At 43.4% G+C, this 15,494-nt stretch carries 12 protein-coding genes; 9 read left to right on the top strand and 3 right to left on the bottom strand.

Annotated features, from left to right (window positions below):
* Positions 1 to 37: 37 nt before the first annotated feature.
* The 9 genes from WA338_RS04320 to WA338_RS04360 all read left to right on the top strand — a co-directional run bounded on the left by WA338_RS04320 (position 38) and on the right by WA338_RS04360 (position 11,086).
* Positions 38 to 2,878 (top strand): TonB-dependent receptor, encoded by a 2,841-nt coding sequence (locus WA338_RS04320; RefSeq protein WP_272986048.1) that lies wholly within the window; start codon positions 38 to 40, stop codon positions 2,876 to 2,878.
* A 36-nt stretch (positions 2,879 to 2,914) separates the two neighbouring features.
* Complete coding sequence (locus WA338_RS04325) at positions 2,915 to 4,321, top strand: DUF5689 domain-containing protein (protein ID WP_273016747.1); 1,407 nt, start codon at positions 2,915 to 2,917, stop codon at positions 4,319 to 4,321.
* Positions 4,322 to 4,362: 41 nt separating this feature from the next.
* Entirely contained in the window at positions 4,363 to 5,022 is a 660-nt protein-coding gene (locus tag WA338_RS04330; protein WP_272986050.1) for a peptide deformylase, read from the top strand.
* A 74-nt stretch (positions 5,023 to 5,096) separates the two neighbouring features.
* On the top strand, positions 5,097 to 5,684 hold the full coding sequence (locus WA338_RS04335; RefSeq protein ID WP_272986051.1) for a hypothetical protein: 588 nt from the start codon (positions 5,097 to 5,099) through the stop codon (positions 5,682 to 5,684).
* Positions 5,684 to 7,546, top strand: coding sequence for a sensor histidine kinase (locus tag WA338_RS04340; RefSeq protein ID WP_272986052.1), 1,863 nt, complete (start codon positions 5,684 to 5,686; stop codon positions 7,544 to 7,546). Before WA338_RS04335 ends, WA338_RS04340 begins: the two co-directional genes overlap by 1 nt.
* Positions 7,543 to 8,169, top strand: coding sequence for a response regulator (locus tag WA338_RS04345; protein ID WP_272986053.1), 627 nt, complete (start codon positions 7,543 to 7,545; stop codon positions 8,167 to 8,169). Before WA338_RS04340 ends, WA338_RS04345 begins: the two co-directional genes overlap by 4 nt.
* Before the next feature lie 108 nt (positions 8,170 to 8,277).
* Complete coding sequence (locus tag WA338_RS04350; RefSeq protein ID WP_336092232.1) at positions 8,278 to 9,594, top strand: DUF5723 family protein; 1,317 nt, start codon at positions 8,278 to 8,280, stop codon at positions 9,592 to 9,594.
* Positions 9,595 to 9,608: 14 nt separating this feature from the next.
* Positions 9,609 to 10,682 carry a hypothetical protein gene (locus WA338_RS04355; RefSeq protein WP_272986055.1) on the top strand — a complete coding sequence of 358 codons (1,074 nt, stop codon included), beginning with the start codon at positions 9,609 to 9,611 and terminating at the stop codon, positions 10,680 to 10,682.
* 89 nt (positions 10,683 to 10,771) lie between these two features.
* Positions 10,772 to 11,086, top strand: a complete 315-nt coding sequence (locus WA338_RS04360) for a DUF1456 family protein (protein WP_272986056.1) — start codon at positions 10,772 to 10,774, stop codon at positions 11,084 to 11,086.
* On the opposite strand, the gene WA338_RS04365 is transcribed toward WA338_RS04360, so the two are convergent.
* Genes WA338_RS04365 through WA338_RS04375 form a run of 3 tightly spaced genes read right to left on the bottom strand, consistent with a single transcriptional unit; the run spans position 11,083 to position 15,494 of the window.
* Positions 11,083 to 12,030, bottom strand: a complete 948-nt coding sequence (locus WA338_RS04365; protein WP_272986057.1) for an endonuclease/exonuclease/phosphatase family protein — start codon at positions 12,028 to 12,030, stop codon at positions 11,083 to 11,085. The genes WA338_RS04360 and WA338_RS04365 overlap by 4 nt on opposite strands.
* A gap of 27 nt (positions 12,031 to 12,057) precedes the next feature.
* On the bottom strand, positions 12,058 to 14,748 hold the full coding sequence (locus tag WA338_RS04370) for a TonB-dependent receptor (protein WP_272986058.1): 2,691 nt from the start codon (positions 14,746 to 14,748) through the stop codon (positions 12,058 to 12,060).
* Complete coding sequence (locus tag WA338_RS04375; RefSeq protein WP_273005258.1) at positions 14,745 to 15,494, bottom strand: GLPGLI family protein; 750 nt, start codon at positions 15,492 to 15,494, stop codon at positions 14,745 to 14,747. Before WA338_RS04375 ends, WA338_RS04370 begins: the two co-directional genes overlap by 4 nt.

Raw genomic sequence — 15,494 nt, forward strand, 5'->3', positions numbered from 1 at the left:
ATCCCTCCCCCGTAAAACTAGTTCTAAACCTGCTGCTATGAAGAAGTTTACGCTCTTTATCTGGATGCTGGGGAGTGCCTCGCACCTGATCGCACAACAGGTGAGCATCCGTGGGACGGTAAAAGATGTGTCTACGGCTGCCCCGCTTCCGCAGGTGGAGGTACGCATCCTCACCACGCCACTGCAAACCACTACCGATGAGACCGGAAGCTTTACCTTATCTCCGGAACTCGCACCGGGCAGCTACCAGCTCGAACTGCGTAAATCGGGTTACCTCGAGCTACACCTTCCCATCACGATCACGCCCAATACACCCATCGTTTTTGATTTTATCCCGATGGAAATCGATCTGGCAGAAGCCAATGAAAACCTAACGCGCATCAGCCTCTCTGATGTACAACTGAACAGCGATGACGCACTACAGGATAATGTGATTTCGGGATTGCTCGGCGCCACCAATGATGTATTTAGCAATGCGGCAGCTTTTGATTTTAGCGCTACCTTTTTTAGACCGCGTGGGCTGGACAGCAAATACAGCCGGGTACTCATCAACGGAATCACCCTCAACAAACTCAACAGCGGGAGACCGCAGTGGAGCAATTGGGGCGGACTCAACGATGCGATGCGGAATCGGGAATTCAGTATGGGGTTTACGCCTTCGGCCTATAGCTTTGGCGCGCCTGCCGGAGCCTTGCATTTTAACATGCGCGCTACCGCCTACAGACCCGGGGGTCGCATTTCGTATGCAACAGCAAACCGCACCTACACCGGCAGGGTGATGGGCAGCTACAACACCGGGATGACCAAATCTAATTGGGCCTTTGCGGTTTTGGCTTCCCGACGTTTTGGGCAGGAAGGCGCTATCGCCGGGACCTTCTATGATGCCAACAGTCTGTTTATCGCTGCTGAAAAACTGCTTTCGGAAACGCACAGCATCAATCTCGCACTGCTTTACACCCCCAACCGCCGCGGAAGAAGTACCGCACTCACCCAGGAAGTGATCGACCTGAAAGGAGCAGACTACAATCCCAACTGGGGCTACCAGAACGACACACCCCGTAACGCCCGCAACCGGGAGATCGAAGAACCCCTGGCAATCGTATCGCACTATTGGAAGTGGAACGACCACAGCAGTCTCAATACCAATCTTGCCTACCAGTGGGGAACTACAAAAAATTCGCGCATCGACTATACCGGCAATACGCTGGTCATCAATCCCAATGGCCAGGAAAGTTTTATAGGCGGCGCCCGCAATCCCGCACCTAACTATTATCAAAAATTACCTAGTTATTTTCTCAGGTTTGAGAATCCCACGGCAGCCCAATACCAGCAAGCCTATCTCGCCGAACAGGCATTCATGGAAGATGGCCAACTCGACTGGCAGGCCCTGTACCGCGCCAATCAAACCGCCACGGCAAGCGGACTCAACAGCATTTATGCCGTGCAGAACGATGTCACTAAAGACCACCTGTTTAAAGCTTCAAGCCTGTTGAAAAGCCGATGGTCTGAAAACTACGATTTTCATGCAGGGGTTAGCTTCACCCACCTCAACAGTGAGAACTACGCAGCATTAGACGATTTATTGGGCGGAACGGCCTGGTTGGATATCGACAGCTTTGCTGAGGATGACAACACCACCGGTGGTGACCTCGCTCAGAGCGACCTTCAACACCGAAATCGCCTCGTGGGTATTGGCGATACCTATAAATACCGCTACAGCATAGTGACCCGGGAAGCTTCTGCCTTTGCACAACTTGAAGCTACCCACAAACATCTGGATTGGTATTTAGGGTTGCAGATACAAAACACAACCCATCGCCGCGAAGGCTATTATGAAAACGGATACTACCCCGGTGACGCTTCTTTGGGACGCAGCGCACCGGTACACTTTACGACCTATGGTGCCAAAGCCGGCCTTACCTACAAGCTCAACAGCAAGCATTTTCTGCAGGTCAATTCGGCAGTGCTTACCCAGCCCTTACCCACACAAACCGTGTTTACCAATGCCCGGCAAAACAACGCAAGCATCGCAAGTCCCGAAGCAGAGCGCATCCTCAATCTGGATGCCAGCTATATCTTTAGAGGTAATGCCTTCAAAGCGCGGCTCACGGGATATTATCTCAACTTCTCCAACGGAAGTGAAGTCTCCTATTTCTATACCCAATCGATGCAAACCTCTTTGATCGATCAAGGCAATGCACTGGTGCAGGAGATCACAACCGGAATCGGCAGACAAAATCTGGGTATTGAATTAGGTGCTTCGTATCAGGTGCATCCTACGCTAACTTTTAAAGCGGCAGCAGCTGTAGGACAGTATCAGTATACCAGCGATCCACAAGTGTATTACACAACCACTTTAGCCCCGGAGCCTATACGCTTTGGGGATGGTGCTGTACAACTCACCAACTACCGGGTTGCGGGAGGTCCCGAGCAAGCCTATCAATTAGGCTTTGATTACAGAGATCCTGATTTCTGGTGGTTGGGCGCAAGCGTGAATCGGTTTTCAAACGCGTATGTAGATGTGAGTTATTTGAGGCGTTCGGGGGCATTTGCAAAAGCCGGAGACGGGCAGCCTTTAACCACCTACAACACCGATACAGCACGTGAGCTGTTACAGCAAGAACAGTTACCGTCCTATTACCTGGTCAATCTGGTAGGCGGTAAATCCTGGCGGGTCAAGCAGTATACCTTTGGATTCTTCGGGCTGATCAACAACGCGCTCAACACCCGCTATAAAACCGGTGGTTTTGAAGATTCCCGTATCGGGGATTATCAAAAACTCACCGAAGAACGCTCCCGGCAAACTCCGCTTTTTGGAAACCGGTATTTTCTGGGATACGGCACCACCTTTTATCTCAATTGCTATGTACGCTTTTAAACCGTTCGCTTTCGCGAAAGCAAAAAAATAAGTCTTATGAATGCAAAACCTATACTTCTCGGTCTTTACGCATGTTGCCTCTGCGGATGTATCACTCAGGAATTTGAAGTTCCAGAAACCGAAGCGACTACCGTAACTCCCACCGGCACCGAAATAGCACTCAACGCCGTACTCAACAGCTTAAGACAAAGCAGCGAACCTGTGGTAAGCTTTGAAGCCACAGACACCTATTTTACCGGTTATGTGATAAGCAGTGATGTGGCCGGTAACTTTTATCACGAACTCCTCTTGCAGGATGCACCAGAAAACCCAAGTAGTGGCATTACGCTGCAACTCAATGAAAATGCCTTGTACACTACCTATGAGCCGGGCAGAAAAGTCTACGTGTATGTAGACGGGCTAGCCATCACTACAGAAAATGGCGTCATGCAACTGGGGATTAGAGATGGCAATGGCATCACCGATATTCCGGGCAGTCTTATCAACAGTCACGTTGTGCGGGACGCTGAAGTAGCCGAACTGGTTCCGTTACCGCTTTCCATTTCGCAGTTTTCTGAAGCTTATGAGAACATATTGATTCAGCTCGATCAGGCGCAGTTTAGTCAAAGCGAGGTTCTGGGTGCCTTTCCCAAAACCTTTGCAGGAGAAGTCACCGATGCGTTTGATGGCATTCGCCTTTTAGAAACCTGCGACCCCCGTGGCAGAACTTTGGTAAGCACCAGCACCTTTGCCAGTTTTAAGTCGGTTGCACTTCCGTCAGGAAAGGGAAGTATTAGCGGTATTCTGAGCAGAGACTTTTATGACGATTTCTACATCCTACGCATCAACACCACTCAGGCGATCGACTTTTCAAGTGACGACCGCTGCGATCCCGAGGTATATGGATGCGGACAAGCAACAACCGAAGGGGAAACACTTCTCTTTACTGAAGATTTCAGTGAACAATCCCGCAACAATCCTATTGAAGGCAACGGCTGGACCAATTATATAGAATATGGGGTACAAGCTTGGGAAGCCTACACCGCCAGCGGCACCAATGCCTCACAGGGCGTTTCTGCGCGTATCGATTCGTACCAGTCGGGAGACGCCTTGAGTGTGTGCTGGTTGATTACTCCGGCTATTGATCTGGCCAACAATACACAGGTGCGACTGCGTTTTGAAACCAGCAGCAGCTTTGCAGATGGCAGTGACCTTGAGGTGCTTTTCAGTACCGATTGGGATGGAGACCCAACGACCGTTACGCAAGCCCGGTGGCAGTTGTTGCGCGACGCCTTTGTGATACGCGATCAGGATTTCTTTGGCGATTGGTACAGCAGCGGAATCGTGAACCTTTCCTGTACTCCAACAGAAACAGGTTATGTTGCCTTCAAATACACCGGCAGTACGCAGGAAGCCTTTGACGGCACTTACCAACTGGACAACATCAGCATTACCGCCGACTAAATAATAAAATGCTATTTTTAGGAAACTAAAATTTACACCTCTTGATCAAAACTACCCTACTCAGTTTGCTATTGATTTGTTTAATCGCCTGTAGCTCTAAAAATGAAAAAGCAACACCTCAAGCGCAATTCACCGATGAGCAAGCCCAGTTGATTATGGCTGCAGATTCTGCCACGCCCATGCGTGTTTTTAAGATCACTAAAGAAAGTGACTCGCTTTTACTGCGCACGCCCAGTGAAGCAGTAACTGTAGATCCTAAAGATACGGTGCTGATGAACCTCATCGACCGCATGTATACCACGGTGCGCGACAGCCTCTCGCTGGGTGCGGGCATTGCCGCTCCTCAGGTAGGTATCTTAAAACGCATTGCTTGGGTACAGCGCTTTGACAAAGAAGGCTTCCCTTTTGAGGTGATCATCAATCCTGTGATCAAGCAATACTCTAAGAAAAAACAAGATTGTCCTGAAGGTTGTTTGTCGATTCCCGGTAGACGCGACACCCTCTCTACACGGGCGTATGCCATTCTTGTGGAATATGATAAACCCGACGCCTCGCACGAGATCGAAATGGTAGAAGACTTTACAGCGGTGGTGTTTCAACATGAGATCGACCATTTAAATGGGATTCTCTATCTCGATCACTTAAAACAAGAGATCAAAGACGCCGAAGGCCTGATGACCTTAGATACGCTTAGCAATTAAAATACCGGGTATTAGGTATTTACAGCAACTCAAATTAATCCTAATATCACCTAAACTAATCAAACTTATAACTTATGGAAACTCAAACACGATTTAGTCCGTTAGAAGCGGCTCCAGGACTAATTTACCTTGGATCTAAAGCTAAAAATTACAGACAGGTTGTTTACGCCTCACAGATCTACGGTAGCTTTTTCTTAGTTAATGGAACCTTCAGTACCGAACCCAGTAGCGAAGAAGGATATCAAACAATAACAACAGTTGAATTTGAACTGGTCAATTACAAAGGGCTTTTCAACATAGGACTTGAAGATGTAAGCTTTGACGAAGCTAAGAATTGCTTTCATTTACATCTTGAAGCCCTTTCAAATGCTACAAAAAAGACCGTAAAAAATATCAAAGTTGATTGTAGCAAAGATTTATACTTTATTCGTGAGTTAGCTGAAATTAAAGATGCACTCAAAAAAGGCGTTCACGACGATGAGTTTTTCTACAGAGATGGTGCGTATACGGCCAGACGCATTCCACATCATACTTTAGAAATGGACCAAGCTGAAGATATCGTTAAATGTATTGAAGGCACTTCTTCTACTACAAGCTCTGAGAAAGCAGGCTTTGCTCCGGGAAAACGCTGTATGATGTCTGAACTGAAAATCTTGATTTAATGCGCATAAGGCTGCCCGGACTTCTGTTGCTCTTTTGGTGTAGCCTGGTGCTTGGGCAGCACACCGATCTTTCAGCGTACGATGCATATTTTCAAGCATTAAAAGCTTTGGAGCATCAAGAAGCGCTGTCGCATTTGGAGCGCATCGACGACCCACAATATACGCAGCCGCTTGAGGTTTTTGCCCAACTCACCTACGAAGGTTTTTTGGGCAATTCTAAACGCTATCAAGCCGATTGTGTCGTGCGCACCAGTGACGATCCCTTTCTAAATGCGGTGTATCAACTGAATACCGGGTATTATAAATTTTACTTTTTACAAGACCGTACGGCAGCCTATCCGCATTTTTATTCAGCACTAGAAAGTGCTAATGAAACAGCGTATGCTCCCTTGCAGCGTCGTGCCCTGCGTGCCATCTTACAGTATTTTCATCATGAGATCGCGCGCAACAACAACAACTATGAGGTGTTTCTGGATCAATACCAGAAGTTGATCGCAGACATTCACGATCAGGTGTATTTTCAGATCTATGAGGTTATTTTCTATTCTTCAGAGATCGACATCAAATCGGTTTATCATACCAAAGCCGCCCTGCTTGAAGGCTTGATCGCCCAGCTGGAGCCCGACTGTAAGCTCCTGCCTAAACTCTATCTGGAAGTAGCCTTGTTTTATGAATTGCGCGAACAGTACGATCAGGCAGCACTGTATTATCAAAAGGTCTTTGACGAAGGAAAAGACCTCCCGTATTACAACGACAACAGGTTTTCTGCCATTACCAAATTGGCTTACATCCAACATCTCAAGGGCAACTCTGAACAAGCGCTTGAAAAACTGAAAGAGATCACCTGCTGTTTCAATCCGCAAGATGCGTTAAAGAACACCTTTTTTGTAGAGTACTATACTTCTATGTTTTATGAAGGTATGGGAGCAGACTCGCTGGCACTGGCGCATTATAAAACCTATGTAGAAGCCGGGCACAATATCAACTTTAGAGACAACTCACTAGAGATCTCCCGACTTCAGGTAGAATTAAAAGCTGAAAAAAATGCTAACGCACTTCTTGAAGAAAGACAAGCTAAAAAACGCTTTCTGTTCATCGCCGGAGGTTTAAGTATCCTCTTGATCATAGCAATTGTAATCGCCTATTTAATACTCAACAACAGTAAAAAAAGACGCAAACTAGCCGAGCAGGAAAGCGAGTTGGAGAAAGAACGCGTAGCCAATCTTTTAAAAGATCAGGAACTCGCCAGTATCGACGCAATGATCGCGGGACAAGAAAAAGAACGTACCCGTATTGCCGGAGAACTCCACGACGATCTTGGCGCTTTGATGACCAATGTGCGTATGCATTTTGAATCTTTAAAAGCCTCTCAGGCACCTGACCTGTTTGATAAAACCGACACCTTGCTGCACGAAGCCTATCAAAAAGTACGCAGTATTGCCCACGCAAAAAACTCCGGAGTGATTGCCAACCAAGGCTTATTGAAAGCGGTTAAAGATCTGGCTCAAAAAGTATCGCAGCTCAACGGGCTCGAAATACAAGTGGTACATCACGGCATGACCAACCGACTTGAAAACAGTCTTGAACTGAGTATTTTCAGGATCATTCAAGAGCTCATTACCAATATTATAAAACACGCACAGGCCAAAACGGCAACCATACACTTGATCAATCACGGAGATTCGCTCAACATCATGGTTGAGGACGATGGTCTAGGATTTAATCCACAACACATAAGTGCGCGTAGCCAGGGAATGGGCATCAGCAGCATAGACAAACGTGTAAATCACCTTGACGGCAGCTTGACTATTGAGTCGGCACCCGGCGAAGGCGCCACCGTCATCATAGACATACCCATATGATACGTATCGCAATAGGAGAAGATCATCAATCCTTAATCGACGGCATTGCGCTTTTGATTCAGGATATAGCACATATTCAACTGGTGTGCAGCGCTACAGACGGTTTAGAACTGGTAGAAGCCGTACGCAAACATCAACCGGATGTGATCATTACAGACATTAGAATGCCCAAGATGGATGGCATTCAGGCTACCGAAATCATTAAGAAAGAGTTCCCTAAGATCGCCGTGATCGCCTTTACTATGTTTGACCAGCAAGATGCAGTACAGCAAATGCTTGATGCCGGAGCTTCGGGATATATTCTAAAAAACTCCAGTTTACAGACCTTAAAAAATGCTATAGAAACTGTAGCTGAAGGCACACCCTTTTTTGATTCTCAAATTGATCTAAGTGCTTTTGAAGAAGATCACAGCGCAACCTCAAAAAGCGGTTTACTTACCAAGCGCCAACTCGAGATCCTACGCCTTATCGCTCAGGGAAAAACCTCTCGTGAGATCGCAGACGAGTTGTTTATCGGGGTGCATACCGTAGACACACACCGTAAAAACATGATGCGCATTCTCGAACTCAAAGGAAAAGGCGAACTGCTTCGGTATGCCTTAGACCGAAAGTATGATTTTTAAAATCCCGGTCAAACGTAGCTGATGCTACTTAAGAATACCCCTTATCCGGTATTTAATTCGGTTTTTCGTTTTACTAGCTTTGAGCCTATTAATCTTAAAACTAGTCCGTTGAAAAACATTACATTTCTTTTTTTAACTGCTTTCAGCAGTCTTTCGCTTACTGCACAAAACTATATTGGGCATCGCATAGACAACTATTCTGGTATACATGGCGTGATGTACAATCCGGCTTCGGTTTTTGACTCAAGGATGCGCGCAGATATCAACCTGATCTCTTTTGGCGTTTCCGCAGGAAACGATTATGCCGGTCTCAATCTAACGGAGTTAGGCTCTGGGGAAGAAGGTTTTGATTTTGAAGAAGAAGTGAATCAAAACCCAACCGATGCCAATAACTTCTATATCAATACTGATGTGATGGGACCTTCATTTATGTTCAATCTTTCTCCTAAAAGCAGCATTGGCCTGATTACCCGTGTGCGTGGAATGTTCAACATCAACAACATTAGCGGGACACTATATGAGAACGTCACCAATGATTTTGACACCGAGCAGGATTTTGATTTTGCTATTGAAAACTTAAGCGGAACCGCTCATATTTTTGCAGAAATAGGAGTCGCCTATGGAAGACAATTACTGAATAAGGAACAACACTTTTTAAAAGGTGGAGTCACCTTGAAATACCTCAACGGCGCCGGCGGACTCTTTATTCATAGTCCTAATTTAAATGGAAGCTATAATGCTGCTCAGGAAACACTCCCTACAACAGGGAGCTTAAACTATGGCACTACTGTAGATTTTGACAACGAAGACATCAGTTTTGAAAGTCTGTCTTCAGGCTTTGGGGCCGATGTAGGTTTCATTTATGAATTCCGTCCTGAAACTCAGGATATGAGTTTGCGCAGTCAAAACAAATACAAACTGAAACTGGGCGTGTCTATTACAGACTTAGGTGCTTTACGTTATGATGAGAGTACCATCAATCACTATGAAGTCACCGGAACGGTAAACACGCAAGAGTTTGAAGACGAAGATGTAGAAACCGTTTTAGATGAAAACTATACAGGCACCGAAACCCTGGAAACGGTTAAACTGAGCCTGCCTACCGCCTTGCACCTGATGGACGATTATCATTTGAAGAATAAATTTTACGTAAACCTACAAACTTCCTTATCGATGATCTCTAACACGCAAGAGCGCGCAAATCGTATTACCAATAGCCTCACGCTTTCTCCAAGAATCGAGACCAAGTGGTTTAGCGCCTATATGCCGCTAAGTATACGTCAATATGCCGGTTTTTCGTGGGGTGTAGGGCTACGTGCCGGTCCTTTTACTCTAGGTTCTGCTTCTGCTTTAAGCAATTTGATGTCAAGCAACTCTAAAGCTGCAGACGTCTATTTAGGTTTAAAAATTCCAATATATCAATAATTAAAATTAAATTCATGAAAACAAGTACTCAAAAACTAGGCGTAATGCTAATGGTATTTGCGTTGATTTACAGCTTACAATCCTGTTCAACATCTGATGACTCCACTGAGGAAGAATCTATAGAAGAAACTCAGGAAGAACAAGCGAGCATACCTCTGGCTGATTTAGAGTCTGGCATCTCTATCCCAGATGCAGCATACATTGCTGGTGCTCCTCCCAGCCCAAACAGCTCTATTCTTTTTAAAATTAATACCGATGGACAATCTGGGTATTTGAATACCGGCTATACAGTTCCTTTTACAGCAAATGATGACATCGCGGGAGCTTACTTAAGAATCCTTGAAAAAGATGGTGAGACTGCAGGTGGTTATTTTGACATACCCGCTTCTTCATTTGAAGAAAAGAGACCCTTAAGAACTAAGAAAGAAAATGAATTTGCTCAGCATAAATTACTTGAAGAGAATGACTATGAGATAAACGTAAAATTTTCAAACACGATTCCCGTAGGTACCTTTTGCTATGAGATTTGTATTTATGATTCTGATAATAATATAAGTCAGCCAAGTACTGTATGCGTAACGGTAGAAGAATGGGGTGGCCCTGAGAGCTTGACTGGAAGTTGGTTGTTTGACCGCTATGATCCTGCAAATCTTGATGAAGACCGTACCACCATCAATTGTAATACCGGAGGCTCTTTTGAAGCCGATTATCAATTAAATGAAAAAGAGGATTGGGTTTTAACTCTTGAGAGTAACGGAAACTACAATGAAGTCTACGATGATGTTTATAGAACGATAGACTACGATGCATCAGCAGCTGACTGTGAAGCAGTATATGGAGATACAGAAAGTTATAAGGAGCAATATTTGGGAAAATGGACCTACAACGCTAGCCAAAAAACCATCAGCATCGTAGACTTTGAGTATAAAAACTTACTGGATTCATCTGAAAACGAGACTTATGAAAACGGGATATTATATGTAGAAAATGCTTTGGTAGAAGTTATCTCTGGAGAACTTGTACTAACGGAAACCTATATAGAAGATGGTAGAGAAGTAACCGTAAAAGGGATTTTTAAAAAGCAATAGAATTTACTTGAATTAGTCATTCTTATAAAAAACGCTTCGGTAGTTCTGAAGCGTTTTTTATTTCTAACTTTACCCCCTAATTTTCTACTATGGCTTTATCTAACAACGACATCTTTAAAAAACTACGTGTAGCGCTTAAATTGCGTGATGACGATATTGTAAAAATATGTGCGCTGGTAGATTTTGCAGTAACCAAGAGTGAATTGGGCGCTATTTTCAGAAATGAAAACCATCCTAAATATGTAGAATGTGGAGATCAATTTCTTCGGAATTTCCTCAACGGACTTGTTATTCATATGCGCGGCCCTATGCCCGAAAAGAAGACCGGTAAACCGGCACTTAAAAAAGACGGGGATAAAAAGAAAAATACGAAGAAGAAGGGTTCTCCAAAAAAACCGGACTAATCTTCCAGTTTAAAAATCGTATATACCGGAAAGTGATCGCTTAAGCCACCCAGATACTTGTCACCGGCATAGGTGCGTAATGGATTGCCGCGGTATTTCCCTTCCTGCTCTTTTAAATACTCTGGATTATAGATCGCAGATTTCTCATACTCTAGCGGATTGTCATAGGCTTTCATCCAGTTGGGCGACAAAATGATCTGGTCAAACAAATACCAGTCGCCACGATGGTTTAAGGAACCGGCATAACGGGTTAGTAAAAAAACCATCGGGTTGTAAAAATCGGTAGACACCAGATGATCACGCACCGCGATACTCTGCGGGTCGTCATTAAAATCTCCCATTATAAGGATTCGAGCTTCGGGATCGCGTGCCTGAATTTCTTGAATGATTTCACGGTTACGCTCTGCCGCAGCAATACGTTTGGGTTCAGAAATTGCCACACCTTCTCCACGTGAGGGCCAGTGATTGACCAAAACAAAAACAGCTACACCGGCGAGTTTTCCTTCTACATAAAGAATATCGCGCGTAAAATCGCGTACCCCTTGAGCCGTTTGAAGATGTAAAGAATAGCTCCTGCTTTCAAGCACTTCAAAGCGGTTTTTATCATATAGCAACGCCGTATCAATACCGCGCTCATCCGGTGAATTGTGATGTACAAAATCATAATTCAATGTATGTAATGCTTCGGTTTGTAGAAGATCGTTGAGCACTTTTTTATTTTCCACTTCGGCCACGCCAATAAGTGCAGGCGCTTGTCCTGTTTCGGCTTTGCCCACTTGAGCAATAGTTTTTGCGAGTCCGTTTAACTTTTGCGTATACCGCTCGTGATTCCATTTGAGATCGCCGTGCGGCGTAAAGTCAGCATCCAGAATATTGGGGTCCTTTAGGGTATCAAAAAGATTTTCAAGATTGTAAAAAGCAAGGGTAAGTTTGGTTGAGGGCATGTTTGTGTTGATAGCGACGCCTGTCTTTTAAAGTTTATAAGTCACTTTAAAAATAAGGGTTCTTGGCTGAATAAAGGTGCGCTGATCTGTAATTAGGAATTGACTAAAAGAATTGCTCGCGCGAAAGCGAATATCGAAGATGTTTTGAGCTTCTAGCTCAAAGCCCCAGGCGCTTCCCTCCTTTTGATAAAACAAACTTGCCCCAGCTTCCTGAAAACGGTTAATCTGGTTTTGGGCTTTGTTTTCATAATACGTAAACTCATAACTGGCTTTTAAAATGAAGTCCTCCAGAAAGTCATAATCGAGATAGGCAAACGGAGTGATGCGTTGAAAAGTACTCTCAAAACTATCTGAACTGAAATCACTAAAACTATGTCTCAGCCCGGTTTCTAAATTTGGCCAAGTATCAAAAGAGGTTTCGGTTTTAAAGTTATAGCCGTAGTTTACCGAATTGTAGGCAAGCGTCGCATTGTTGATGATTCTTGAATAGTCTGAAAGATTCAAATTTCCTCCTAGCGTAAAGCGATAGTCGCTTATTTTTTTAGAAAATGAGGCATTGGCGCCATAACTGTTTTCCGGGAGATCTGTGTAGATCAAGGTGTTGATCTGATCTATTCCTTCAATTTGAGTGGTGTTGCGTATCGCGTTTTCTGTATGCCTATAACTCAATCCAGCATTCATAAAAATTCCGCGGTAGAGACTGAACTTCGAGTAAAACAAGGAAGCACTATGAGACAGCTGATTTTCGAGGTTTTCATTACCACTAAACAAGCCGTTGAAACTGCTCAGACGCAGGCGATTTGCCAATTGCGACGCATTACCAAACTGAGATAGTCTGTTGTACTTCAACCGTAATTTTTCGCCACTGCTCATTTCCCATTCAATCAGCAATTCCGGCAATAAAACAGGTTTTCCTTTGCCTACTTCTCGGATTTCCAATTGGTCTACCGACCACGAATAATAATGATAAAACAAGCCCGGTTTGAAGATAACATCGTCTGCTTTAGCCTTATACTGAAAGCCAAAATAACTATCGCTCAGTTTAAAGAACAAATCATTATTAAAGCCGCTACTTGTAAAATCTACAAAACTACCGTCATTTAATCGTTGGGTGTCTAACGTAGTATAATTTTGATGCGTCACATTGATCCCAACTTCGGGATAAATATGATGAAAGCGGTGCAGAACCCAATAATGCTTAGCATTGATATTAAAATCATAATTTTTGGAACGAGTGGTCTGCACTAAATTAAAGGTGTCATCTTCCCCATTAAAGGGAATGACTCCTGAAAACACAGGGCGGTTAAAAAGCCAATCGCGATCATTATTATTTTGACTGTACTGCACCGCTGCTTCAACCGTACTGGTGTGCTTGTACGAGAATTGGCGATTAAAACTCAACTCGGTTTTAAAGTCTAAAGACTGTGGCTGCGTCTGGGTATCTACAAAAGTATTTTGATCGGGCGTTTGGGACAGCACGCGATTCAGGCCGTCGCCTTTACTTGTTTTCAAGTAGCTTGCTGCATAAAGATCGGTGCCACTGTCTGGAATGTAGCGCAAACGCAGCTTGTTGAGCGTAAACAACAGGTTATTATTGGTTGTAGTGGTTCGGTTTTCTTCTTGCTGCTCGCCTGTTAGGTAGGTGAAATCACTCTCATTACGGGCTTCGAGTTTTCCGTTAGAAACAATAGAATAGGCATCAAAGTTTGTGGATTTGCTCAACTCCTGTGATATACTGAAAGCTCCAAACTCATTTTTATTATAAACAAAATCATCGTTATTTAAAAACTGTGCGAAATCATCATTGCGCAAGTTGAAATAAGCGGAAGGATCTTTACTTAACAAACTAAAACCGCCTTCAAAATTGATGTAATCACTCAAGGTAAATGACTTTTGGCCAATGTTGTTAAAATCACCAATAGCATTTACCGCCGTTTTTGCAGAATAATAAAACAGGTTGGGGTGTATTAAATACCGATCTTCAAGTCCGCCACCAACTTCAATATCTCCAAAGGCAAACTTCTTCTTACCTTCTTTAAGCTTGATGTTGAGCACCATCTTATCGCTATCACTCAAACCCTTTAAAAAGGCAACTTCGTTATAATTATCAATAGCTTCAACTTCATCAACGGCATCTGCAGGGATGTTATTAACGCCCAATTTCTCGTCGCCGGTAAAAAAATCTTTCCCCTCGACCATAAGCTTAGTCACCTCTTTACCATTAACGGTTGCATTACCGTCGCGGTCGATCTCCACCCCGGGCAGCTTTTTAAGAATGTCCCGCAGTTTACGCTCTTCTCCTGTTACAAAATTATCGGTGCGGTAGGTGATGGTATCTTCACGTACTTTTACTGCCAAGCGCTGCTTGATCACTATCTCCCCCAATTGATCGCTTAAGGGTTTCATTTTGAAATCGCGAACTGTGTCCTCACTCAAACTGATAGTGTCTGTGATTTTAGCAAACCCCATATAACTCACTTCTACCCTATAGGACACATTACGTTCTAATTGCAGCCTGTAAAGCCCTTGCGGACTCGAGATCGCAAACCGGGTCTGAAAACCGCTTTCTTGCGGAAATGCTAAAATATTAGCATTGGGCAGCGGCTGATCTAAAGTATCTTTTACACTTCCGGAAAGCTGTGTGTTTTGGGCATAGGAAAAGCTTACTGTAAACAGTAAGCTTAAAAAATAAAAATAAATAAATATTCTATAAATCAATTTCTCAATTCACTCCCAAACTTATTGGGTTTAGATTTAACCAAACTATCATATTCAGTATTGGTAATTATATTAGCAGTATTTAAATCAGGCATTTTGACAAAAAAATTAGTTGAATCTGAAAATTTAATATCAACTAAATTATATTTAAAAAAATCAGCCTCGGTCAATTCTAAAATTAAACCAGGAACACCTGAAAAGCCCTTGGGTCCAATTCCATAAGGTAACTCTGGGCAATACCAAGCATCTATTGGCCAAGAGTTACTATTACCATTTCTATCAATGTATGAATATGTGGTCTTCGCTCTATAACAAAGAAAACCATTAATTAGTTTTGATTGATCAATCAACTGCCAATTGTAAATATTCTTTTTTACAAAATAGTCTTTAGAGTCTAATTCCTTAACCTCATAAACTGAATTATTTCTTAAATCATAATAAATTGCTTTTTTTAGACCTAGTGCAATCTTGACCATCTTATCGACAAACTTTCTTTGATTGTCAACTTCCATAGTCTCGTCCTTATCGTTAAATACAGCATAAACACCACTTTCAATTTTAAGCTCAACAGGGTACTCCTGCATTCTTGCATATATTCTATTTTTCATTTTTTCCTTAAAACTTACAGCAGAGGAAGTATCTTTGGCTTTTAATGCTGTTAATGTATAAGTTACTTTCAGATTTTGATTTTGACTATAACCATAAATAGTAACAAATAAGAATAGTATAAAGGCATTTTTTTTCAA

This window comes from Leeuwenhoekiella sp. CH_XMU1409-2, from assembly GCF_037029365.1.
GTDB lineage: Bacteria > Bacteroidota > Bacteroidia > Flavobacteriales > Flavobacteriaceae > Leeuwenhoekiella > Leeuwenhoekiella blandensis.

What these genes read in the sequence shown, in the direction of transcription:
- WA338_RS04340 (WP_272986052.1), top strand. Translation starts at nt 5,684, where the DNA reads ATGCGCATAAGGCTGCCCGGACTTCTGTTGCTCTTTTGGTGTAGCCTG.
- WA338_RS04320 (WP_272986048.1), top strand. Translation starts at nt 38, where the DNA reads ATGAAGAAGTTTACGCTCTTTATCTGGATGCTGGGGAGTGCCTCGCAC.
- WA338_RS04335 (WP_272986051.1), top strand. Translation starts at nt 5,097, where the DNA reads ATGGAAACTCAAACACGATTTAGTCCGTTAGAAGCGGCTCCAGGACTA.
- WA338_RS04360 (WP_272986056.1), top strand. Translation starts at nt 10,772, where the DNA reads ATGGCTTTATCTAACAACGACATCTTTAAAAAACTACGTGTAGCGCTT.
- WA338_RS04355 (WP_272986055.1), top strand. Translation starts at nt 9,609, where the DNA reads ATGAAAACAAGTACTCAAAAACTAGGCGTAATGCTAATGGTATTTGCG.
- WA338_RS04325 (WP_273016747.1), top strand. Translation starts at nt 2,915, where the DNA reads ATGAATGCAAAACCTATACTTCTCGGTCTTTACGCATGTTGCCTCTGC.
- WA338_RS04365 (WP_272986057.1), bottom strand. Translation starts at nt 12,030, where the DNA reads ATGCCCTCAACCAAACTTACCCTTGCTTTTTACAATCTTGAAAATCTT.
- WA338_RS04345 (WP_272986053.1), top strand. Translation starts at nt 7,543, where the DNA reads ATGATACGTATCGCAATAGGAGAAGATCATCAATCCTTAATCGACGGC.